Raw genomic sequence first — 20,964 nt, forward strand, 5'->3', positions numbered from 1 at the left:
CCCATCCACCAGAACAGACCCGACCCGCAGATGATCACGGCACAACAGGACGCCCGCCAAAGCCCGCTGAACGGCCTGTTCGGTCGCGTCAGCCTTTGCCTCCATACCCCCGCGAACGGCGCAGCGTCTGCCCTGTTGTCGCCCCCCCCCACAGCGCGACGGCATCACAGCGCAGATCGGGGCGGGATGACCGGCAGCCGGACAGGCGGGCCAAGCCATATAAGGCCACCCGATTTGTGGGCGACAAACCGTAACCCGCAGGCGGGCCACACTTTTCTGGATCGGGACGTCCCCCTGAGGCCACCCTGCGCCCCGCCCCGGCAACCGGCGCAAGCGCCCGTCAACGCAGCGCCGACCTGCCGGGAACCAAAACCCAACAGAGTGCCAGCCAAACCCGCCGGACCGCCCGCATCATCGCGCGCGCCGCTGACCGCTTGAACATCGCGGCGCGATGACGCAACGTGGCGGGCGTTACTACGAGGTGTTGCTATGCCCGCCCTCTCTGCCGGAATTGTCAGCCTGGTGCTGGCCTATGTTCTCAGCCAGTTTTACCGCGCCTTTCTGGCGGTGCTGGCGCCTGTGTTGCAGGTCGAAATCGGGGCCTCGCCCGGTGATTTGGCGCTGTCATCGGGGCTGTGGTTCATCGCATTCGCGGCGCTGCAAATCCCGGTCGGCGCGGCACTGGACCGCATCGGGCCGCGCCGCACCGTGGCGTGGTTCATGGCCATCGGCGGGGCCGGAGGCGCGGCGGTCTTTGCCATGGCGACCGCGCCGTGGCACCTGCATCTGGCGATGACGCTGATCGGGATTGGCTGCGCGCCCGCGCTGATGGGGTCGTATTACATCATCGCGCGCAATTATCCGGCGGCGGCGTTCGGCACCATGGCGGGCATGATCGTGGGGTTCGGGTCGCTGGGCAATATCCTGGGTGCGGCGCCTCTGGTCTGGGTGACGCAGGCGGTTGGCTGGCGCGCGGCGCTGTGGGGGATGGTCGCGGCCACGCTGGCCGTCGCCGCGCTGATCGCCGCCACCGTGCGCGACCCCGACCGGCTGGACGCGACGCAGCCCAAAGGATCACTGGCCGAACTGCTGACCATCCGCGCGCTGTGGTTCATTCTGCCGCTGTTTTTCGTGAACTATGCGGCCTCGGCGGCGATCCGGGGGCTGTGGGCCGCGCCCTATCTGGACCAGGTGTTTACCGCCACACCCGAACAGATCGGCCATGCCACGCTGATGATGGGGCTGGCCATGGTGGTGGGGAACTTTGTCGTTGGGCCTGCCGCGCGCCTGATCGGCAGCCTGCGCCGCACGATCCTGATCTTTACCGCCGCCGTGATCGCGGTGCTGGCCCTGATGGTCGCGCGCCCGGATGCGGGACTGACATGGGCCATCATCCTGCTGGCGCTGATCGGGTTTTCGGGCGCGGCCTATCCGCTGCTGATGGCGCATGGCCGGTCGTTCCTGCCGCCGCATCTGGTCGGGCGCGGCGTCACCTTTCTGAATATGTTTTCGATCGGAGGCGTCGGCATCCTGCAATTCGCATCCCGCCCCGTTTACGATGCCGCGCAGGCCGGATCGCCCCCCGCGCAGGCTTTTGCGATGCTGTGGTTGTTCTTTCTGATCCCGATGGTTATCGGTTTTGCCCTCTATTTCCTGACGCCCGAGGCTAAGAATGACTGATCCTGTCGTCATCGCCCCCAATCTGAAACGCCGGCTGTCGGGCGTGACGGCCACCGTGGTGCGGCTGATCCCGGTGCAGGCGCGCATGATCGCGATTGCGGCGACCGGGCCGGGCCTGCCGCCGGAGGTGCCGCATATCCCGTTATGGCGCGCCGCCACAATGCCGCGCGACCGCTGGCGGGTCTGGCACGCGCGCAGGAACACCGAAATGCTGCTGGGGCTGGCGCTGCGGCATATCCTGCGGCGCAAATACCGGCTGCTGTTCACATCCGCCTCGCAACGGGTCCACAGCCGCTATACCCGGTGGCTGATCCGCCAGATGGATGAGGTGGTGGCGACCTCGGCCAAGGGGGCGGCCTATCTGCACCGCCCGGCCCGCGTCGTGCTGCACGGGATCGACACCGACAGCTTTGGCCCGACCACCGACCGCGCGGGGCTGAGGGCGCGGCTGGGCCTGCCACAGGACGCGTTTCTGATCGGCTGTTACGGACGCATAAGGGCGCAAAAAGGCACCGGCGATTTCGTCGATGCGATGATCCGGCTGTCGCCGCAGCACCCGAACGCCATAGCCATCATCATGGGCCGGGCGACCGAAAAACATCAGGGCTATCTGGCCGATCTGCGCGACCAAGTGAACCGGGCGGGGCTGGCCGACCGCATCCTGTTTCTGCCCGAAACGCCGGTCAACCAGATGGCCGACTGGTATCGGGCGCTGAACCTCTATGTCGCGCCGCAGAGATGGGAAGGCTTCGGCCTGACGCCCTTGGAATCCATGGCCTGCGGCGTGCCGGTGGTGGCCACCGATGTGGGCGCGTTCCGGGAACTGATCCGCGACGGCGAAACGGGGGTTGTCACCCAACCCAACGACCCGGCGGAGCTGGCCAATGCGATTGCGCCCTATCTGCGCGACCCATCACAGGCGACCGCTCAGGGCGCAGCGGCAGCGACCCATGTCGCCACCCATCACGCCATCGAATCCGAGGCCCGCGCCCTGATCGACATCTATACCGACCTGTTGGCCCGCCCATGAACCGCCTGCGATTTTACGCCGCGCGCCTGATCCGCGACGACGCGGCGCTGATGAAGATGTCGGTGACACAGGCGGACCTGCTGGCACCGCTGACGGGGCGACGCGTGGCGCTGATCGGCAATGCCCGCGCCTTGGGCAACCACACACATGGCCCGGCGATTGACGCCGCCGATCTGGTCATCCGCATCAACCGCGCGCCGATGCCCGCCGCAAACAGCCACGGCACCCGCACCGATTGGCTTGGTCTGGCCACGCGGCTGTCGGATGACGACCGCGCCCGGATCCATCCTGGCCGCATCCTGTGGATGTCGCCCAAACGCAAACGGCTGGATTACGCGACCGCCACCAGCCCCGGTTTTTACCTGCACCCGCTGGCCGATTATCACGCACTGGCCACGACGCTGAACGCGCCCCCCACCACCGGAGCGATGCTGATTGACCTGCTGCTGCGGTCCGACCTGAGACAACTCTCACTCTATGGGTTTGATTTCTTTGTCAGCCTCAGCCTGTCAGGCCGCCGAAACGCCGATCAGGTGCCGCATGACTTCGGCGCCGAATCGCACTGGGTCAGCACCCTTGCCGCAAACGACCCGCGTCTGATTCGCAACTGACGGGCTTCTTCTGTGCATAAATACTCATATCCAACGCTATCGGCCCCGTGCATCGGCGCGGATTCTGGGCTAAGCGACAGGGACCATCACATAAAGGCGCATCATGGGCTATAAAATCGTTGTTGCCGGGGCCACCACAGACATAGGCCGCGAAATGCTGAACATTCTGGCGGAACGCGAATTTCCCGTGGACGACATCGCGGCCCTTGCCCCCCGCAAATCGCTGGGAACCGAGGTCGGCTTTGGCGACCGCACCCTGAAATGCCGCGATATGGACGGGTTCGATTTCGACGGCTGGGACATCGCGCTCTTGGCCTTGGACGCGGACACCGCGCGCAAAACCGCGACGCAGGCCGCGCGGGCCGGGTGCTACGTCATCGACAATTCCGGCAGCTTTGCCACCGATGCCGACATTCCCCTGATCGTCCCCGAGGTGAACCCCGACGCCATCCAGAACGCGCCGAAACGCATCATCGCCAGCCCGGCGGGCGCGGTGTCGCAATTGGTCGTGGCGCTGAAACCGCTGCATGACCGGGCGCGGATCCGGCGGGTGGTGGTCAGCACCTATCAATCCGTGTCCGATCTGGGGACGCGCGCCATGGATGAATTGTGGAACCAGACCAAGGGCCTCTATGTCCCCGGCCAAGAGGTTGAGGCCAAAGAATTTCCCCGCCAGATCGCCTTTAACGTCATCCCCCAGATCGACGCGATGATGGAGGACGGCACCACCCGCGAAGAATGGCGCATGGTCGCGGAAACCAAGAAAATTCTGGACCCCAAAATCCGCATCACCGCCACCTGCGTGCGCGTGCCGGTCTTTGTCGGTCAGGCCGAATCCATCAATATCGAATTCGACGATTTTCTGGACGAAGACGAAGCCCGCGACATCCTGCGCGAAGCCCCCGGCCTGCTGGTCGTCGATAAACGCGAAGACGGCGGCTATATCACGCCCATCGAGGCCGTGGGCGAATTCGCCACCTTCATCAGCCGCATCCGCCAGGATTCCACGGTCGAAAACGGCCTGACCCTGTGGTGCGTCAGCGACAACCTGCGCAAAGGCGCCGCGCTGAACATGGTCCAGATCGCGGAACTGCTGGGGAACAGGGTGTTGAAAAAGGGGTGATGGGGTTGGGGGGGCTCGCTTATCTTCCCAGCATCAAGGCGGATGGTTACGCCATGGGGATGATCGGCCATCTTGACACCCTATGGCTGCGATTGCATTTTTAGAAAGCGGACGGGGAAGATTGGTGATTGGTCCTAGATTACCCGGACGTGCGCGCGGCGGGATCACCCCTGCCGCGTTTTTTTCCGCGATAGCTTAAGCCTTGCATCGAACGTCACTTATCGGCACGACGTTGGCCCTAGCTTAGCCCCCACTCACCCCATCACACCGCCTGCCACGCCTGCCCGTTGCTGCTGGCCTGCCACAGGGTGCCTTCGCAAATGTCGTGGATCAGGCCGTGCAGGGACAGGTCGCCGGATTCGACGGCATCCTTAACAAACGGAAATGTCAGGATATTTTCCAGCGACACCAGAACCGCCTGTTGTTCCAATGCGCCGACCTGTTGATCTTCGGGCAGGTCTTTGACGCGGTCATAGCCGGGGCGCAGAATGTCCATCCAGCGGCCGACGAAGCTGGTTTTATCCTCAAGCTGAGGCGCATGGCCCGCGCACATCGCATGACAGCCCGCCACGCCGCCGCAATTGGTGTGGCCCATGACGATCAGATGCGCCACCCGCAGCGCCGTGACCGCATATTCAATCGCCGCTGACGTCCCGTGCTGCAACCCGTCCGGGGCATAGGGCGGCACCAGATTGGCGATGTTGCGGTGAATGAAAAACTCGCCCGAATCGGCGCCAAAGATGCTGGTCACATGCACGCGGCTGTCGCAGCACGAAATGACCATGGCGCGGGGGCGCTGCCCCTCGGTCGCCAAACGGCGGAACCAGGCGCGGTTTTCGTTATAGGCCGTGGCCTTCCAGCCATGGTAGCGTTTGCTGAGATATTGCGGCAGCGGAGACAGGTTCATCGCGGTATCCTTTGATCTGCGGCGCGTGATAGGCTGCATTTAAGGAAAATGCGAGACATTTTCATCCCCCGCGTCAAGGCTTTCTTCACGCAACTGCGCCATGTTCGCCGTCGATTAGGTTCATGGTGAAAGGCTGCGGGCATGGCGCAGATTGCGAAATTGATGGTCAGCGAACCCGTGCGCGTGGATGCGCGGCGGGTGACGGATATTGTAACGGAATTGGGCGAAACGGCGGCCCAGCATGTGATCGGGCTGGCATTGGAACAGTTGGCATCCGCGCTGATGCTGGTGGAACGGGCGGCGCAGGATGGCGATATGGCGGGGCTGGTCGGTCACGCGGACCGCATGGCACGGCTGGCCTGGCAGATCGGGTTGCTGTCTCTGGCGGGGGTGGCCATGGATTTGGGGGCGGCGGCGGATCGCGGCGATCAGGCGGCCTTGACGGCGATTCAGGCGCGACTGATGCGGATTGGAAACCGGTCGCTGACCGCGATCTGGGACCGCAGCGCCTGACCCCTTGCCCAACACGCGCCAGTGGTTAGGTTGGCGGGAACAGGAAAGGACTGCCCATGACCCCCGAATTTGCCCGCCCCTCTGACGCCGCCCGCCCTTTGTGGCTGGTGTGGCAGGGGGATGACCTGCCCGATGCTGTGGGCGATTGGCCCGCCGCCTGTGGATTCACGGCCAAAGCGGGTGAGATTTGCCTGCTGCCCGGCGATAACGGGCTGCGCGGCGCGGTGATGGGACTGGGCGCGCCGAATCAATCGGCGCGGGACCGGTTCCCACTGGCGCGCGCGGCGGCGCTGCCGGCGGGGGATTGGGCCGTGGCTGATCTGGCGGGGCTGGACCCGGAACAGGCGGCTCTGGGCTGGTTGTTCGGGCAATATCGCTTCACGCGGTATAAATCCGGCGCGGCGGATGGCCCGCGTCTGGTTTGCCCCGACGGCGCGGATGCGGCCCGCGTGCAGGCGATTGCGGCGGGCGAATATCTGACCCGCGATCTGATCAACACGCCTGCCAATGATCTGGGACCGGACAGGTTGGAACAGGCCGCCCGCGATCTGGCCGCACGGATCGGGGCGCAGATCACGGTGACGGCGGGCGATGATCTGGCGGCGGGCTTTCCGCTGATCCACGCGGTCGGGCGCGCCGCGACGGAACCCCCGCGTCTGATCGACATCACGCTGGGCGATACCGGGCCGCTGCTGACCGTGGTGGGCAAGGGCGTGTGTTTTGACACCGGCGGGCTGAACCTGAAACCCGGCGCGTCGATGGGCCTGATGAAGAAAGACATGGGCGGCGCGGCGTCGGCATTGGGCCTGATGCAGATGCTGGCCGATACCGGCGCGGCGCGGGGGCGGCGGCTGCGCCTGCTGATCCCGGCGGTCGAAAACAGTGTATCGGCGGCGTCGTTCCGTCCCGGCGACATTCTGACCGCCCGCAATGGCCTGACGGTCGAGGTGAACAACACCGACGCCGAAGGCCGCCTGATTCTGGCCGACGCGCTGACCTATGCGGCCGAGGGGTCGCCGGATGTGCTGATCTCGATGGCGACGCTGACGGGGGCGGCGCGGGTCGCGTTGGGGCCGGATTTGCCGCCGATGTATTGCGACGATGACGGCGTGGCGGGCGCGCTGCAATCGGCGGGCATGGCGGTGGGCGACCCGCTGTGGCGGATGCCGTTCTGGGATGCGTATGAACCGCTGATCGAACCCGGAATTGCCGATCTGGACAACGCGCCGTCGGGCGGCATGGCCGGGTCGGTGACGGCGGCGCTGTTCCTGCGCCGCTTTGCGGGCGATGCGCGCTATGTGCATCTGGACATCTACGGCTGGCAACCGACCGCCGCGCCCGGTCGGCCCAAAGGCGGCGTGGGTCAAGGCGCGCGCGCCATTCTGGCGGCGCTGCCGGATTTGCTGTGATGGATCGTCGCGTGGTGCCTGTGACTGACCGGGTGGCGCTGAAGGGACCGCCTGAAGTGCTGGATCGCCCCGTCTGGACCAACGGACGCGTGGCGCGTGTGGCAGAGGTGCTTTGATGACCCTTGGGCCAATACCCACCACCGGGCAGGTCGCGCCGAACCGACAGCGTGGCGCGTGGCAGCGCATCAACGGGACCGGGGGACGCGCGTTCCCTCTGGCAAAGGTGTTGTGATGGATCGCCGCTTGACGCCCGCCACCGACCGGGTGGCGTTGAACAACTTGCGCGGGGTGCTGGATCGCCCCAACTGGACGGACGGACGCGCGGCGCGTGTGGCGGTGCCTCTGGCGGATCTGCGCGACGCGCCGGATGGCCGCCGCGACCGTCAGGTGAATTTCGGCGCGGATTTGGTGGTGGTCGAGGAACGCGGCGCGTGGGCCTTTGTTCAGGCGGGGCTGGATGGGTATTGCGGCTGGGTGGCGATTGATGCTTTGGGTGAACCCGTCCCCGCGACGCACCGGGTCAGCGCGCCCGCCACGCATATCTATCCTGCGCCCGATATGAAAACGCGCGACATCATGGGCCTGTCCATCGGCGCACGGCTGGCGGTGACCGGGATCGCGGGCGGCTTTGCCGAACTGGCGACGGGCGGATATGTTCCGGCGCAGCATATCAGCGGCCAGCCCGCCCCGGATGCGGTTGCGGTCGCCGAAAGCCTGATCGGCACCCCCTATCTGTGGGGGGGCAACAGCCGTTGGGGGATTGACTGTTCCGGGCTGGCGCAGGCGGCACTGACCGCCCATGGCACGTCCTGCCCCGGCGACAGCGACATGCAGGAACGCGCCTTTCCCGTGACCGAGACCATTCAGCGCGGCGATCTGCTGTTCTGGCCGGGGCATGTGGCGATTGCGGTGTCGGCGGATATGATGATTCACGCGACGGCGTGGCAAATGGCGGTGATTTACGAACCGATTGCCGATGCCATGGCCCGGATTGACGCGGCGGGTCAGGGGCCGTTTCGGGGCGCGCGCCGCCCGTAAGGGGCGCACGTGATCGGCGACGCCGGGGGTTTCACACCCCCGGACCCCCGTGGGATATTTTTACACAGAAGATACGACGGACGCCCTCGTTCATCTTGGTCTAAATATCCCGGGGGTCCGGGGGCTGGCCCCCGGCGGGCGCGGGACGCAATGACGACGGTTCGGGAGGCGCGCGCATGGCGGATAGCGCCGTGGGGGTCACGCAGATGATCGCGCCGTCAGTTTCGCCACCAGCCGGTCGCGTGCCGCAGGCAAGGGGCGGCCGACCAGTTCGGCGGCGATGCGGGTGCGCAGGAAATGCCCGGTGATCGTCAGCGCGTCGCGCAGCGGGTTGCCGCGATTGTCGCCCGCGCCGCCCAGAATATCGGGCAGCGGCAGCAGCCGGTCGGCCCATTCGCCTGCCCCCGCGCGGCTGACCGCGCGCCCGGATTTGGGGCTGACATAGGCCAGACCGTCGCGCGCCCCCGTCACCGCGCATTGGTCCAGATCCAGACCGAAGCCCATTTCCGTCAGCAATTGCATTTCCCAGTGCAGGTAATCCATGGCCCAGTCATCTCCGCGATCCATGGCGTCCAGCAGCGCGTCGGTTTTCATCACCAGCGACGGATGCGGGTCGCGTTCCGGCAGGGCAAAGACCAAGAGCGCCGACACCGCGTTCAGCCCCGCCAGCGACAGGGCATCGGCCATCAGTCCCGCCCTCAGCCGGATCGGTTCGACGGAAAATGTCCCCAGCTGATCGGCGTGACGCGCGCGCCATTTCAGGTCCAGATGCGCGCCGGGTTGCAGCATGGCTGCGCGTTTTTGCGATGCTCCGCCCGGGACGATGCCGCTGTGGCGGCCATGCTGTGCGGTCAGCACGTCGATGATGACCGCGTTTTCGCCATGCGCGCGCCGGGCGATCAGGGTGCCGGGGGCCTGCCACTCCATCAGGGGAGGGTCAGGCTGCCGTCATCTGACAGCGGCCAGAACGGGTTATGCGCGATTTCCCAGACATGCCCGTCCGGGTCCGCGACATAGCCCGAATATCCGCCCCAGAACACGGGTTGGGGGCGTTTCAGGCAGGTGGCCCCTGCGGCAAGGGCGGCGTCAAACACCGCATCGGTTTCGGCGCGGTCGGCGCAATTCTGCGCCAGCGTCATCGCGCCGGTTCCCAGATCGGCGTCGGGCCGCCCCTGATCGGCGGCCAGTTCGTCCCGCGGAAACAGCGCCAAAGCCGCGCCGTGCATTTGGTAGAAATGAATACCCTCGGCCGTCGATGGGTGCGGCGTCCAGCCCCAATCGGCATAGAATTGGCGCGCGCGGTCCAGATCCGCGACGCCAAGGGTGATCAGGGTCACGCGTTGCCGGGGCAGGGTCATCATTGCATCCTTTTCGTTGTTGTGCTGCGGGTCATGCGTCGGCGCGCGCCCGCCTGCCGGATCAGCGCCACGGAATAGATGATCAGCGCGGCCCAGATCATCGGAAACGCAATCACCCGCGCCCCGTCAAAGGGTTCGTGAAACAGCAGCACCGCGATCAGGAAAATCATCGTCGGCGCGATGTATTGCAGCACGCCGATGGTGGACAGGCGCACCTGTTTCGCCGCATTGGCATACATCAGCAGCGGCACGGCGGTGACCACGCCGCAGCCCATCAGCAGCGCGGTATCGGTCAGGTTGGTGCCGAAATGGCCGCTTCCCTGCGCCGTCATCCAGCCGATGATCCCCAGCGCAATGGGGGTCAGCAGCAACACTTCCAGCGTGAAGCCCTGGTTCGGCCCCAGCGGCAGGCGCTTTTTGCAGAACGCGTAAATGCCCCAGGACAGGGTTAACCCCAAGGCGACGATGGGCAACCGCCCCGCCTGCACGGTCAGCACCACAACCGCCGCCGCCGCCAGAACCACGGCGGCCAATTGCGCCCGCGACAGCCGTTCGCGCAGCAAGGTGGCGCCCAAAAGCACGCTGAACAGCGGGTTTATGTAATACCCTAACGCCGCCTCCATCGCCTGATTGTTGGCGATGGCCCAGACATAGATCAGCCAGTTCGCCGAAATCAGCAGCGCGGTGATGACGGCCATCACCAGCAGGCGCGGCGTGCGCAGGGCGTCGCGCACCTGTCCCGCGCGGCCCTGCCAGATCAGCACCCCCGCCGCAATCGGCAGGGACCAGATGACACGATGGGCGATCACCTCGACCGGGGGGATGTGGGCTAAGCCCTTCATATAGAGCGGCAAAAACCCCCAGATGACATAGGTGGCCACGGCCAGCATCAGGCCGGTGGGCGAATCGGTGTTGTGATCGGGTGTCGCGTTCATAGGGGCAGCTAATCGCGGCTCTGCGCCGGTTGCAAGCGGCGTCAGACCCGCGAGACCCACGCCCGCCGCCAGTCCGGGGCGGGGGTATCGTCGGGCCAGTATTCGCGTTGCCGCGCGATCAGGCCGTTTTCGACGTGGTGAAAGGTCACGGCGCGGGCGGTCATCTGACCGTCGCTGACCACCGTATCGGTGACGACCTGCGCGCCGTCTGCGATCAGGGTTTGCACGTCAAACCGCCACGGCCCGCCGGGATAGGCGTGATTGAGCGCCGCGAAATCCGCCCGGCCCCGGATCAATTCCCCCGATTGCGGCCAGATGATTTCGACATCGGGCGCCAGCCAGTCGGCCGCGCGGGCAAAGTCATTGCTGCGCATCGCGTCCCAATAGCCGGTGACAATCTGGGCGGGGGTCATGGGGGGCCTTTGGTTGTTATGCGCAGCTTATGGGCTGGGGGCGGCGCAGGCAAGGCGGCGTTTGGCCCGTTGCCGCGCCGCGACCCGATACGAAGGCGTCGCGCCGTGACGTATTATGCCAAGATGCTTTGCCCTTGCCGCGACTCTGGCCCCTCCGCGGCTGCCTGACCCGAGCCGTCACGCATCACGATCCACCTTGGCGGCCGTTCACATCGTGCAACGCCCCCCTTACGGCGCCGTATCCGCATCCGCCGGCAGGTCCGGGGCATCCGTATCGCTTGGCACATCCGGGTCAGCCGTCACCAGACGGTTGTCATCCCATTCGCCGCCCGCGACCTGCCCCGTGGCGTAACGCATCACGCCCTGACCCTGGCGGCGGCCTGCGACGAAATGGCCTTCGTAGCGGTCTCCGGTCGCATAGGTGGCCACGCCCTGCCCGTCGATTTCGCCGCCCTGCCAGCCGCCTTCATAGATGAAGCCGTCCGGCGTGGTCAGTTTGCCCTGACCCTGACGCAGCCCGTTCACAAATTCGCCCGTGTAAACCGTGCCATCGGGATAGGTCGCCTGCCCGCGCCCGTGGCGCTGTCCGTCCTGCCATGCGCCGTTATAGACGTAGCCGTCGGGATAGCTCATCCGGCCCTGACCGTGGTTGCGGGCGTCGCGAAAGCTGCCTTCGTAGATCATGCCGTTGGCATAGGTCGCGCGGCCTTCGCCCTGAATGACGCCCGCCGACCACGCCCCGTCATAGGTCGCGCCATCGGGATAGGTGATGCGGCCATGGCCATCGGGGCGATCGGCCCGCATCTGCCCCAGATAGATGGATCCGTCGGGATAGGTGATCTGGCCGCGCCCCTGCATCCGACCCTCGGCCCATTCACCGACATAGACAAAGCCGTCCGCCCCGGTGAATGTCCCCTGCCCCTGACGGCGATCATTCACAAATTCGCCGTCATACACATCGCCATTGGCATAGGTGGCGACGCCGCGGCCTTGGCGGCGGCCTCCGTCCAGCTGGCCTTCGTAGCGGTCGCCGGTGGGCTGTTCTAATACGCCGGTTCCGGCCATCTGGCCCGCCGCCCACACCCCGTCATAGGTCAGACCGTCCGCCATCACCAACCGCCCCCGGCCCGCGCGCTGACCGGCCAGCATCGCGCCCGTATAGGTCGCGCCATCGGGATAGGTGATCTGTGCCGCGCCCTCTTTCACGCCGGCCTTCCAATCGCCGTCATAGCGGTATCCGTTGGGCTGAGTCAGAACGCCCCGGCCTTCGTGCAGGCCGTTGCGGAACGCGCCGTAATAGACCGATCCATTCGCGTAATGCGCCACGCCCTGCCCGGTGATGTCGCCCGCGACCCATTCGCCTTCGTAGGTGCCGCCATCGGCATAGGTGATATGCCCCACCCCGTCCGGCTTGCCCGCCGTGAAATGCCCACGATAGACCGACCCGTTGGGGAATTGCGCGACGCCTTGGCCCATGATCTGACCTTCGACCCAATCGCCCTGATATTGATAGCCGTTCGGCAGGGTGTAACTGCCCTGCCCGTGCTGCAAGCCGTTGCGAAACGTGCCTTCGTAAACGCCGCCATCGTCATAGTGTTTGGTCACGACCTGAGCGGCCCCGATGCCCGCCATGACCGCCCATGCACATAAGATCACAGATGCCCGTTTCAGCGTCATGGTGTTGCCCTCGCCTGTTTGGGACGTGTTTATCCGATCCGTGACCGGGGCGCAAAGGCCGACTTTTCACCCAGCCCAGGTTGGCGTATCACAAGGACGGATCAACCGCCAAAGGCCCGCTATGACCGACCGTTTCCGCCTGACGATTGCGCAACTCAACGCCACCGTGGGCGATTTGCCCGGCAACGCCGCCCGCGCGCGGGATGCGTGGGAACAGGGGCGTGCGGCGGGGGCCGATCTGGTCGCGCTGCCCGAAATGTTCCTGACCGGATACCAGACGCAGGATTTGGTTCTGAAACCCGCCTTTGTCCGCGACGCGGTGCAGGCGGTGATGCAGTTGGGCGCGGATTGCGCCGATGGCCCGGCAATTGCCGTCGGCGCGCCTTGGGCCGAGGATGGGAAACTGTTCAACGCCTATTGGGTCTTTCAGGGCGGCGAACTGATCGCGCGGGTGCTGAAACACCATCTGCCATTCAAACAGCTGTTCGACGAATTGCGGCTGTTTGATGCGGGGCCGGTCAGCGGGCCGTATCAGATCGGCGCCGCGCGGATCGGGTCGCCCATTTGCGAAGACGGCTGGTATCCCGATGTCTGCGAAACGCTGGCCGAAACCGGGGCGCAGATTTTGATCTCGCCCAACGGGTCGCCCTATCACCGGGGGAAACTGGACCTGCGCATGGGGCATATGGTGGGCCGCGTGGTCGAAACCGGGCTGCCGCTGGTTTACGTCAATCTGGTGGGCGGGCAGGATGACCAGATCTATGACGGGGCCAGCTTTGTTCTGAATCCCGGTGGTCATAAGGTCGTGCAACTGCCCGCCTTTGTCGAATCGGTGGCGCATGTGGATTTCACGCATGACCCCGATGGCTGGCGCGCGGAACCCGGCCTGATGGCGGATCAGCCCGACGCATGGGAACAGGATTATCAGGCCATGGTGCTGGGCCTGCGCGATTATCTGCGCAAATCCGGGTTCAAACGGGTGGTTCTGGGCATGTCGGGGGGGATTGATTCCGCGCTTGTCGCCACAATCGCCGCCGATGCGATTGGCCCCGACAATGTGCGCTGCGTCATGTTGCCGTCGGAATACACATCACAGGCCAGTCTGGATGACGCCGCCGAATGTGCGGGGCTGATTGGCGCGCGGCTGGACACCGTGCGCATCGACGGCGCGCGCGATGCTGTGGCGGGGGCTTTAGATCACCTGATGGCTGGCACCACCCCCGACATCACCGAAGAAAACATCCAGTCCCGCCTGCGCGGGGTCATGCTGATGGCGCTGTCCAATAAGTTTGGCGAAATGCTGTTAACCACCGGCAATAAATCCGAGGTCGCCGTGGGCTATGCGACGATTTACGGCGATATGGCGGGGGGCTATAACCCCATCAAAGATCTGTATAAAACCCGCGTCTTTGAAACCTGCCGCTGGCGCAACACCCATCATCGCGACTGGATGCTGGGCCGCGCGGGAAAGGTGATCCCCGATCAGATCATCACCAAGCCCCCGTCGGCCGAGCTGCGCCCCGATCAGAAGGATCAGGACAGCCTGCCGCCCTATGACGTGCTGGACGCGATCCTTGAAGGGTTGATCGAACGCGACCAATCCATTGCCGAACTGGTCGCGCAGGGCTTTGACCCCGACACCCTGCGTCAGGTGGAAAAACTGATCTATATCAGCGAATGGAAACGCTATCAGGCGGCCCCCGGGCCGCGCATTTCGACGCGGGCGTTCTGGCTGGACCGGCGCTATCCTCTGGTCAATCGGTGGCGGGACCGGGGGTGAGGGCCGGACCGGGGGAGAGCGGCCCGGGGGTTTCACACCCCCGGACCCCCGTGGGATATTTTTACCAAGATGAAAGGTCAGGTCAGCCGGAACATATCCGGGATGCGGTCGGTGCCGGTCAGGATCAGGTCGGCCATCATATCCGCGATGATCGGGGCCATGCCGAAGCCGATCTTGAAGCCTCCGTTCGCGACGAACTGCCCCGGGCGTCCGGGCCATGCGCCGATCAGCGGTGCGCGGGATTGCGCGCGGGGGCGGATGCCGGCCCAGCGGTCGATCACCGGGGCGTTGTTGAGCGCGGGGCAGATGGCGCGCGCGCGGGTCAGCAGGTCATCCAGCTGATCGTCGGGGTCGGTGTGGGCGTAGCTGTTTTCCGATGTGGACCCGACCGCCGTTGTTCCGTCCGCATGAGGCACAATATGGATGCCGTCCGCGAAAATCTGCGGGCTGTGGGGCGCGGCATAGTCCAGCAGCAGCGATTGCCCCTTGACCCCCTGACCGATTTTGCGGCCCAGATCGCGGGTCAGGTCGTGCAGCCCGTCCGTTCCTGTGGCCCACAGTGTCGCGGTGTCGGGGATGTGCTGTTCGGTGATCGTGCCGCCCTCTGCCCGGATCGCCGCGGTCAGTGCGCGCAGTGCCGCGCGGGGGTTCAGCCGCGCCGTCAGATCGTCATGCAGCCACAGACCCGTGGGGCTGTCCGGGGCCAGCGGCGTGTCCGGGTCGCGGATCAGCGCCATGCCCAATCCTTCGGGCCAGTGCCGCGCCGCCCCCGCGATGCGGTCGGCCAGACGGTCCGCCGTTGCCCTGTCCGGCACGGGTTGCAGCCGCCCCGTGCGGCCATAGCCCGACGCCACCCCGCCCGCCTGTTCGACCCCCGCCCAGAAATCCGGTGCGGCCAGCAGGCTGTCCAGTTGCAGCGCCTTTTTGATGTTCCACGTGTCGGGCGCGTGAGGGGCCAGTGCGCCGACATGCCCGCCCGATGATCCCGCGCCGATGCGGTCGCGTTCGACCACCTGCACCTCTGCCCCGCGCCGGATCAGCGCCCATGCGCAGGCCAGCCCCAAAACTCCGCCACCTGCGACGATCCGCCTTGCCATATGCGCGTCCTTTGCCCACAACACCGGAATGTGTGATCTATCCCAAACCACGACAAAAGACGAGCCTGTGAACTGGCGCGAGGGCGGCGTGCCGGTGTCCGAACGCTTTGACGATCCGTATTTCAGTCTGGCCGGGGGCTTGGCCGAAACGCGGCATGTGTTTTTGGACGGCAACGATTTGCCCGCGCGACTGGTCCCCGGTTTTCATGTCGCGGAACTGGGGTTCGGAACCGGGCTGAACTGTCTGGCCTTGGCGCAGATCGCGACGGTTCCGGTGCGCATGACCAGCTTCGAGGGGTTTCCCCTGTCGGTGCCGCAACTGGCGCAGGCCCATGCCGCCTTTCCCGAACTGGCCGAATGGGCGGCGCAATTGCGCGCAGGCTGGGGCGCGGCGCAGTTTGACGTTGGCATGGTCCGCGTTCAGATCATCGGCGGCGATGTGCGCGACGCGCTGCCCGCATGGGGCGGGCGGGCGGATGCGTGGTTTCTGGACGGGTTTTCCCCGGCGAAAAACCCGCAGATGTGGGGCGATGACCTGATGGCGCAGGTGGGCGCGCATACCGCGCCGGGCGGCACATTCGCGACCTATACCGCCGCTGGTTTCGTGCGCCGCGCATTGGAAAGCGCGGGGTTTGCCGTGGAACGCCGCCCCGGATTTGGCCGCAAACGGCATATGAGCGTGGGGCGCATCACCGCCTGACGCGCGGCACCCGGCTGCCCGGATAAACCGCATCGGGATGGGGCGGGTGGCCGTGGGTGCGGCTCCAGAATCCCGGCCCGCCGAGGCGCAGAAACAGCGGCACCGTCAGCGCCAGCCCCGCGAGAAATCCGCCGGCATGCGCCCAATAGGCGACCCCGCCCTGATCGCCCGGCATCGAAAACCCGCCAAACAGTTGAATGGCAAACCACACGCCCAGCGTGATCCATGCCGGGATCGAAAACACGCGGAAAAAGATGATAAAGATGAACAGCACATCCACCCGCGCGCGCGGAAACAGCAGCAGATAGCCGCCCATCACCCCCGCAATCGCGCCCGATGCGCCGATCATCGGAATCATCGAATTGGGGTCAGCCACAATCTGCGCGCCCGCCGCCAACAGCCCCGCCGCCAGATAGAACAGCAGGAATCCCAGATGGCCCAGCTGGTCCTCTAGATTGTCGCCGAAAATCCACAGAAACAGCATATTCCCGGCCAGATGCAGAAACCCGCCATGCAGGAACATATGCGTGACCAGCCCGCCCCACATATCGCCCTGCGTGACCGCCCCGGCATAGAGCGCGTTCTGCACCCACCAGATTTCCCCCGCCGTTCCGGGCAGCGTGGCGATATACAGCGCCACATTTGCGGCAATCAACGCCCAGGTGACCCAAGGCGTGCGTTCAGACGGGTTGTGATCGCGAAACGGAAACATGCCCGCAGCATGGCGCGCAGTCGTATGGGGCGCAAGGGGCCGCGAGGGGGGCGCGGACATGCGAGGCGTGGTGAAAACCTGATGGGCGGAACCGGGGCCAGCCCCGGACCCCGGGATATTTCGGCACAAGAGAGAGGTGGAGTTCGACGCCGGTGGGGCGGCATGTGCCGCACAGGCTGGCAGGTTCATGTGGGCAGGCGGCGGTCAATCAGCGTGGGGGGGCGGCGCGCGCGGCGGACCATCCCCCTTGATTGCTGGGCCGCGCAGGGCCTAGACAGGGGCATCACATCTGCCGGGGGGAATCCTGATGACCACACTGACCGACCGCAAAAACGCCGCCATTTCGCGCGGCGTGGGCATGACAACGCAGGTCTATGCCGACCGCGCCGAAAACTCGGAGATCTGGGATCAGGACGGGAATCGCTACATCGATTTTGCCGCCGGAATTGCCGTGGTGAATACCGGTCACCGGCACCCCCGCATCGTGCAGGCCGTGACCGAACAGCTGGGCCGGTTCACCCATACCTGCCATCAGGTCGTGCCGTATGAAAACTATGTCGCCTTGGCGGAACGGCTGAATGATCTGGTGCCGGGGGATTTCGATAAGAAAACCATCTTTGCCACCACCGGGGCCGAGGCCGTTGAAAACGCCATCAAAATTGCGCGTTACTACACCGGGCGTCCGGGCGTGGTCAGCTTTGCGGGCGGGTTTCATGGCCGCACCTTTATGGGCATGGCGCTGACGGGCAAGGTCGCGCCTTACAAAGCGGGCTTTGGGCCGATGATGCCGGATGTGTGGCATCTGCCGTTCCCGAACCCGCTGCATGGCGTCACCGCCGAGGACGCGCTGAAGGCGCTGCATCAGCTGTTCAAGGCCGATCTGGAACCCGCCCGCATCGCCGCCATCATCGTGGAACCCGTGCAGGGCGAAGGCGGGTTTTATGAGGTGCCGACCGCCTTTATGGCGGAATTGCGCGGCCTGTGCGACAAACACGGTATGTTGCTGATCGCGGATGAGGTTCAGACCGGTTTCGCCCGCACCGGAAAACTGTTCGCCATGGAACATCACGGGGTGGTGGCCGACATCGTGACCATGGCCAAGGGTCTGGGCGGCGGTCTGCCCATCAGCGCGGTGACCGGCCGGGCCGAGGTGATGGACGCGCCGCATCCGGGCGGTTTGGGCGGCACCTATGCGGGCAATCCGCTGGGGGTCGCGGCAGCACATGCGGTTCTGGACATTATCGCGGACGAAGACCTGTGCAACCGCGCCACCCAACTGGGCCAGCGGCTGAAACAGCGTCTGGCGGCGGCGCGCGAAAATGTGCCGGAAATCGCCGATATTCGCGGCCCCGGTTTCATGAATGCGGTCGAATTTAACCTGCCCGACACCGACACTCCGGCCCCCGATTTCGCGAACCGCGTCCGGCAAGAGGCCTTGGATCGCGGCCTGATCCTGCTGACCTGCGGCGTTTACGGCAATGTGATCCGTTTCCTTGCGCCGCTGACGATCCCGGATGATGTCTTTGCCGAAGCCTTGGACATTCTGGACGCGTCCCTGATCGCCGCGCGGGGGTGATCTGCGTCCCGCGACCGCCGGGGGCGCTTCGCCCCAGCCCGCCCCACGGCGGCGGGCGTTCGACGGGGAAAAGGTCCACTGGACCTTTCCCTGATCCGTCTCACCCCAGAGGATATTTAGACACAGAAGATAAAGCGGGCGGCGCCGTAAATCAGGTGCCGCCTTTGCCGTTTCTTCTGTGCAAAAATACTCACGGCGTGACCGTGCCGGTGGGTGGCCGGTTGCGGTTACGGAACCTCGATCTTGCCCAGTAATGGCATGTCGTCTTGCGGGGTGACATTGTGGCGTTCGATCATGCGATGCACCGCTGGCGCGCTGTCGCCGCGATGCAGGGCGCGCAGCGCGGTTGTCACCTCGGCGTCGGTTTTGGTGCGGCGCAGGTTGTGGCGGACATATTCGTCCCATGTTGCGATGTGATAGCTTTCGGACCATTGGCCCGGATGTTCCAGATCGCGCAGCAGCGCCCAGTTGCGCGCGCCATCCCGGCGGCGGATGTCGCGGCGCAGGCGCATCAGGCGCAGAAATTCGGGCGTGTCGGATTGGTCGATGCGGTAATCCACCATGATCATGATGGGGCCGGACCGCCCCCGCAAATCCAGTGCCAGTTCCGGTTCGCGAAACCCGTTCACCGGGTCCAGATCGGCGGTGCCGAATTCCGGCGCGCGCAGCCAGATGCCGATGACCGCGCCGACCAGCAGCACCCCTCCTGCTGCCGTCAGCGCGACGTTCAGCCCCTGCGATCCGGCGACCATGCCCCAGACCCATGCGCCAATCGCCATGCCTCCGAACACCGCCGTTTGATACATCGCCAAGGCCCGCGCCACGACCCAGCGAGGTGTTGACAGCTGCACCGTCACGTTAAACAGCGACAGCGCCAGCACCCATGCCGCCCCCGCAGGCAACAGCGCCGCCGCGTGCAGCCAGACCGAATCGGTCAGCCCCAAAATCAGCGCCGCCACGGCAAAGCCCGCAAAAGCCAGCCGCGTGATGTTTTCATTGTCGAACCGCGCCCGGATGCGGGGGTTCAGCATCGCCCCCGCAATCGCGCCCACGCCGTAACAGCCGAGCAGACCGCCGAACAGCATGGATCCCCCTTCGGGGTGGGACAGCGCCACCAGCGGCAGCAGCGCCAGCACCGCAATGGCGGCAAAGCCGAACAGCGCGCCTCGGATCAGCACCCGCACCAGATTGGGCGACAGCGCGACATAGCGCAGCCCCGCCCCCATGGCCGCCATGAAGGGTTCAGGTTTCGTGATGCGGGGCGCGGTTTGCGGATGCCACCGTGACATCGCAAACAGCAGCGGCAGATAGCTGAAGGCGTTGACCGCAAAGGCCGCCGCCGCGCCATAGGCCGCGACGATGAACCCGCCCGCCGCCGGGCCGACGCTGCGCATCAGGTTAAAGCCCACCGAGTTCAGGCTGACCGCCGCTGGCAGATCGGCGCGCGGCACCAGATCGCCCACACTCGCCTGCCATGGCGGGTTATACAGCGCCACCCCTGCGCCCAGCAGGAACGTAAACATCAGCAGCAGCCACGGGTTCAGCCATCCCAGCCACGCAATGACCGCCAGCCCCACCGACACCACCGTCAGCATCAGCAGCGCCGTAATCAGCAGCGTTTTGCGGTCGAAAATATCGGCCAAGGCCCCGGACGCGATCGCCAGCAGCATGATGGGCAGGGTATTGGATGCCTGCACCAAGGCGATCAGGGTCGGGCTGGTGGTCAGCTGCGTCATCAGCCACGCCGCGCCGACCGCCTGCACCAGCCCGCCAAAGTTTGAAAACAGCGTCGCCGCCCACAGATTGCGGAAATCGCGGTGACGAAAGGGGGCAAGCGCGGATGGCCGGGGTTCGTGTGACATGGCGGCAGGTTAGGGCTGATGTGCCGCCGTGGCAATCGGACATGGAGATGGGGGCGGCGCATATGTGTTATGCGCTTGGCCGGGTTATGGCGCGGCACTCGTGACGCTGGGGCAGCTACAGCATCGCAGGTCAGCGGGGACAGTGGCGTGGTGATGACCGCATGAATAGGAACGTCACCCGACAGATGCGGCCAGCCCCCGACCCCTACCATTCGCCGGGGGGAGCGACACGCCGCCCTCTTTTGTGCCGGCCCTGCGGCCCAGATGCCGCGCCCGACGCGCGACCACACACGGCATCCGTGGGACAGGCCGAGTCATCCACACGTCCCGACAGCCTCCCCCAAAAAAGGGGCACAATCGCCGCCGCTTCTTTCGCGCTTATCCGGGGCAGACGCGGTGCGTCGCTCGCAGGATGCAATTGGCGGGAAAGATGGTGTAACCGATGCCACTCTCGTGCCGACGAAGCCAACCGTAGTGGTCAAATGACAGCAGGGTCACCCCTTGCCCTGACAATCGGCCATGAAAAAGGGCGGCACAATCGCC

At 65.6% G+C, this 20,964-nt stretch carries 19 protein-coding genes; 10 read left to right on the plus strand and 9 right to left on the minus strand.

The genetic code is table 11. The features are described 5' to 3' along the window. Positions 1-489: 489 nt before the first annotated feature. From Q4G20_RS07175 to Q4G20_RS07190, 4 genes are all read left to right on the plus strand, one after another. Positions 490-1,680, plus strand: a complete 1,191-nt coding sequence (locus tag Q4G20_RS07175) for an MFS transporter (protein WP_303342741.1) — start codon at positions 490-492, stop codon at positions 1,678-1,680. Beyond that, positions 1,673-2,710 (plus strand): glycosyltransferase family 4 protein, encoded by a 1,038-nt coding sequence (locus Q4G20_RS07180; protein WP_303342742.1) that lies wholly within the window; start codon positions 1,673-1,675, stop codon positions 2,708-2,710. Before Q4G20_RS07175 ends, Q4G20_RS07180 begins: the two co-directional genes overlap by 8 nt. After that, the gene (locus Q4G20_RS07185; protein ID WP_303342743.1) at positions 2,707-3,321 is read left to right on the plus strand and encodes a glycosyltransferase family 29 protein; all 615 of its coding nucleotides are present in this window, start codon (positions 2,707-2,709) and stop codon (positions 3,319-3,321) included. The genes Q4G20_RS07180 and Q4G20_RS07185 overlap by 4 nt, the downstream gene beginning before the upstream one ends. A 103-nt stretch (positions 3,322-3,424) precedes the next feature. Next, positions 3,425-4,444 carry an aspartate-semialdehyde dehydrogenase gene (locus Q4G20_RS07190; RefSeq protein ID WP_303342744.1) on the plus strand — a complete coding sequence of 340 codons (1,020 nt, stop codon included), beginning with the start codon at positions 3,425-3,427 and terminating at the stop codon, positions 4,442-4,444. A 262-nt stretch (positions 4,445-4,706) separates the two neighbouring features. Here Q4G20_RS07190 and Q4G20_RS07195 read toward each other — a convergent pair whose 3' ends face one another. Beyond that, positions 4,707-5,351 carry a carbonic anhydrase gene (locus Q4G20_RS07195; RefSeq protein ID WP_303342745.1) on the minus strand — a complete coding sequence of 215 codons (645 nt, stop codon included), beginning with the start codon at positions 5,349-5,351 and terminating at the stop codon, positions 4,707-4,709. A 141-nt stretch (positions 5,352-5,492) separates the two neighbouring features. On the opposite strand from Q4G20_RS07195, the gene Q4G20_RS07200 reads away from it, so the two are divergent. The 3 genes from Q4G20_RS07200 to Q4G20_RS07210 all read left to right on the plus strand — a co-directional run bounded on the left by Q4G20_RS07200 (position 5,493) and on the right by Q4G20_RS07210 (position 8,311). Further along, positions 5,493-5,864 carry a hypothetical protein gene (locus Q4G20_RS07200; protein ID WP_303342746.1) on the plus strand — a complete coding sequence of 124 codons (372 nt, stop codon included), beginning with the start codon at positions 5,493-5,495 and terminating at the stop codon, positions 5,862-5,864. A gap of 56 nt (positions 5,865-5,920) precedes the next feature. Next, positions 5,921-7,273 carry a M17 family metallopeptidase gene (locus Q4G20_RS07205; RefSeq protein WP_303342747.1) on the plus strand — a complete coding sequence of 451 codons (1,353 nt, stop codon included), beginning with the start codon at positions 5,921-5,923 and terminating at the stop codon, positions 7,271-7,273. 231 nt (positions 7,274-7,504) lie between these two features. Continuing rightward, positions 7,505-8,311 (plus strand): C40 family peptidase, encoded by an 807-nt coding sequence (locus Q4G20_RS07210; RefSeq protein WP_303342748.1) that lies wholly within the window; start codon positions 7,505-7,507, stop codon positions 8,309-8,311. A 198-nt stretch (positions 8,312-8,509) separates the two neighbouring features. On the opposite strand, the gene recO is transcribed toward Q4G20_RS07210, so the two are convergent. The 5 genes from recO to Q4G20_RS07235 all read right to left on the minus strand — a co-directional run bounded on the left by recO (position 8,510) and on the right by Q4G20_RS07235 (position 12,694). Next, the gene (gene recO, locus Q4G20_RS07215) at positions 8,510-9,238 is read right to left on the minus strand and encodes a DNA repair protein RecO (RefSeq protein WP_303342749.1); all 729 of its coding nucleotides are present in this window, start codon (positions 9,236-9,238) and stop codon (positions 8,510-8,512) included. Continuing rightward, positions 9,238-9,663 carry a VOC family protein gene (locus Q4G20_RS07220; protein WP_303342893.1) on the minus strand — a complete coding sequence of 142 codons (426 nt, stop codon included), beginning with the start codon at positions 9,661-9,663 and terminating at the stop codon, positions 9,238-9,240. Before Q4G20_RS07220 ends, recO begins: the two co-directional genes overlap by 1 nt. 5 nt (positions 9,664-9,668) lie before the next feature. Further along, positions 9,669-10,604: an EamA family transporter RarD gene (gene rarD, locus Q4G20_RS07225; protein WP_303342750.1), complete on the minus strand. Its 936-nt coding sequence runs from the start codon at positions 10,602-10,604 to the stop codon at positions 9,669-9,671. A 41-nt stretch (positions 10,605-10,645) separates the two neighbouring features. Then, on the minus strand, positions 10,646-11,017 hold the full coding sequence (locus Q4G20_RS07230) for a nuclear transport factor 2 family protein (RefSeq protein WP_303342751.1): 372 nt from the start codon (positions 11,015-11,017) through the stop codon (positions 10,646-10,648). Positions 11,018-11,245: 228 nt separating this feature from the next. Continuing rightward, on the minus strand, positions 11,246-12,694 hold the full coding sequence (locus Q4G20_RS07235; protein ID WP_303342752.1) for an MORN repeat-containing protein: 1,449 nt from the start codon (positions 12,692-12,694) through the stop codon (positions 11,246-11,248). 121 nt (positions 12,695-12,815) lie between these two features. On the opposite strand from Q4G20_RS07235, the gene Q4G20_RS07240 reads away from it, so the two are divergent. Beyond that, complete coding sequence (locus Q4G20_RS07240; RefSeq protein ID WP_303342753.1) at positions 12,816-14,474, plus strand: NAD+ synthase; 1,659 nt, start codon at positions 12,816-12,818, stop codon at positions 14,472-14,474. A 77-nt stretch (positions 14,475-14,551) separates the two neighbouring features. Here Q4G20_RS07240 and Q4G20_RS07245 read toward each other — a convergent pair whose 3' ends face one another. Next, positions 14,552-15,571: an FAD-binding oxidoreductase gene (locus tag Q4G20_RS07245; protein ID WP_303342754.1), complete on the minus strand. Its 1,020-nt coding sequence runs from the start codon at positions 15,569-15,571 to the stop codon at positions 14,552-14,554. 28 nt (positions 15,572-15,599) lie between these two features. On the opposite strand from Q4G20_RS07245, the gene mnmD reads away from it, so the two are divergent. Next, positions 15,600-16,271 carry a tRNA (5-methylaminomethyl-2-thiouridine)(34)-methyltransferase MnmD gene (gene mnmD, locus Q4G20_RS07250; protein WP_303342755.1) on the plus strand — a complete coding sequence of 224 codons (672 nt, stop codon included), beginning with the start codon at positions 15,600-15,602 and terminating at the stop codon, positions 16,269-16,271. Here the strand turns inward: mnmD and Q4G20_RS07255 are convergent. Beyond that, positions 16,261-16,983 carry a rhomboid family intramembrane serine protease gene (locus tag Q4G20_RS07255; protein WP_303342756.1) on the minus strand — a complete coding sequence of 241 codons (723 nt, stop codon included), beginning with the start codon at positions 16,981-16,983 and terminating at the stop codon, positions 16,261-16,263. The genes mnmD and Q4G20_RS07255 overlap by 11 nt on opposite strands. A gap of 307 nt (positions 16,984-17,290) precedes the next feature. Between Q4G20_RS07255 and Q4G20_RS07260 the strand changes: the two genes are divergently transcribed. Further along, entirely contained in the window at positions 17,291-18,559 is a 1,269-nt protein-coding gene (locus Q4G20_RS07260; RefSeq protein WP_303342757.1) for a 4-aminobutyrate--2-oxoglutarate transaminase, read from the plus strand. Positions 18,560-18,786: 227 nt separating this feature from the next. Here Q4G20_RS07260 and Q4G20_RS07265 read toward each other — a convergent pair whose 3' ends face one another. Further along, entirely contained in the window at positions 18,787-20,421 is a 1,635-nt protein-coding gene (locus Q4G20_RS07265) for an MFS transporter (RefSeq protein WP_303342758.1), read from the minus strand. Positions 20,422-20,964: the final 543 nt, after the last annotated feature.

This window comes from Paracoccus sp. (in: a-proteobacteria), from assembly GCF_030538495.1.
In the GTDB taxonomy this organism is placed as follows: Bacteria; Pseudomonadota; Alphaproteobacteria; order Rhodobacterales; family Rhodobacteraceae; genus Paracoccus.

Coding starts and splice junctions, on each gene's coding strand:
- Q4G20_RS07235 (WP_303342752.1), bottom strand. CDS start 12,694: ATGACGCTGAAACGGGCATCTGTGATCTTATGTGCATGGGCGGTCATG.
- Q4G20_RS07185 (WP_303342743.1), top strand. CDS start 2,707: ATGAACCGCCTGCGATTTTACGCCGCGCGCCTGATCCGCGACGACGCG.
- Q4G20_RS07240 (WP_303342753.1), top strand. CDS start 12,816: ATGACCGACCGTTTCCGCCTGACGATTGCGCAACTCAACGCCACCGTG.
- Q4G20_RS07245 (WP_303342754.1), bottom strand. CDS start 15,571: ATGGCAAGGCGGATCGTCGCAGGTGGCGGAGTTTTGGGGCTGGCCTGC.
- Q4G20_RS07190 (WP_303342744.1), top strand. CDS start 3,425: ATGGGCTATAAAATCGTTGTTGCCGGGGCCACCACAGACATAGGCCGC.
- rarD (WP_303342750.1), bottom strand. CDS start 10,604: ATGAACGCGACACCCGATCACAACACCGATTCGCCCACCGGCCTGATG.
- Q4G20_RS07260 (WP_303342757.1), top strand. CDS start 17,291: ATGACCACACTGACCGACCGCAAAAACGCCGCCATTTCGCGCGGCGTG.
- mnmD (WP_303342755.1), top strand. CDS start 15,600: ATGTGTGATCTATCCCAAACCACGACAAAAGACGAGCCTGTGAACTGG.
- Q4G20_RS07175 (WP_303342741.1), top strand. CDS start 490: ATGCCCGCCCTCTCTGCCGGAATTGTCAGCCTGGTGCTGGCCTATGTT.
- Q4G20_RS07255 (WP_303342756.1), bottom strand. CDS start 16,983: ATGTTTCCGTTTCGCGATCACAACCCGTCTGAACGCACGCCTTGGGTC.
- Q4G20_RS07205 (WP_303342747.1), top strand. CDS start 5,921: ATGACCCCCGAATTTGCCCGCCCCTCTGACGCCGCCCGCCCTTTGTGG.
- Q4G20_RS07195 (WP_303342745.1), bottom strand. CDS start 5,351: ATGAACCTGTCTCCGCTGCCGCAATATCTCAGCAAACGCTACCATGGC.
- Q4G20_RS07230 (WP_303342751.1), bottom strand. CDS start 11,017: ATGACCCCCGCCCAGATTGTCACCGGCTATTGGGACGCGATGCGCAGC.
- Q4G20_RS07200 (WP_303342746.1), top strand. CDS start 5,493: ATGGCGCAGATTGCGAAATTGATGGTCAGCGAACCCGTGCGCGTGGAT.
- Q4G20_RS07265 (WP_303342758.1), bottom strand. CDS start 20,421: ATGTCACACGAACCCCGGCCATCCGCGCTTGCCCCCTTTCGTCACCGC.
- Q4G20_RS07180 (WP_303342742.1), top strand. CDS start 1,673: ATGACTGATCCTGTCGTCATCGCCCCCAATCTGAAACGCCGGCTGTCG.
- Q4G20_RS07210 (WP_303342748.1), top strand. CDS start 7,505: ATGGATCGCCGCTTGACGCCCGCCACCGACCGGGTGGCGTTGAACAAC.
- recO (WP_303342749.1), bottom strand. CDS start 9,238: ATGGAGTGGCAGGCCCCCGGCACCCTGATCGCCCGGCGCGCGCATGGC.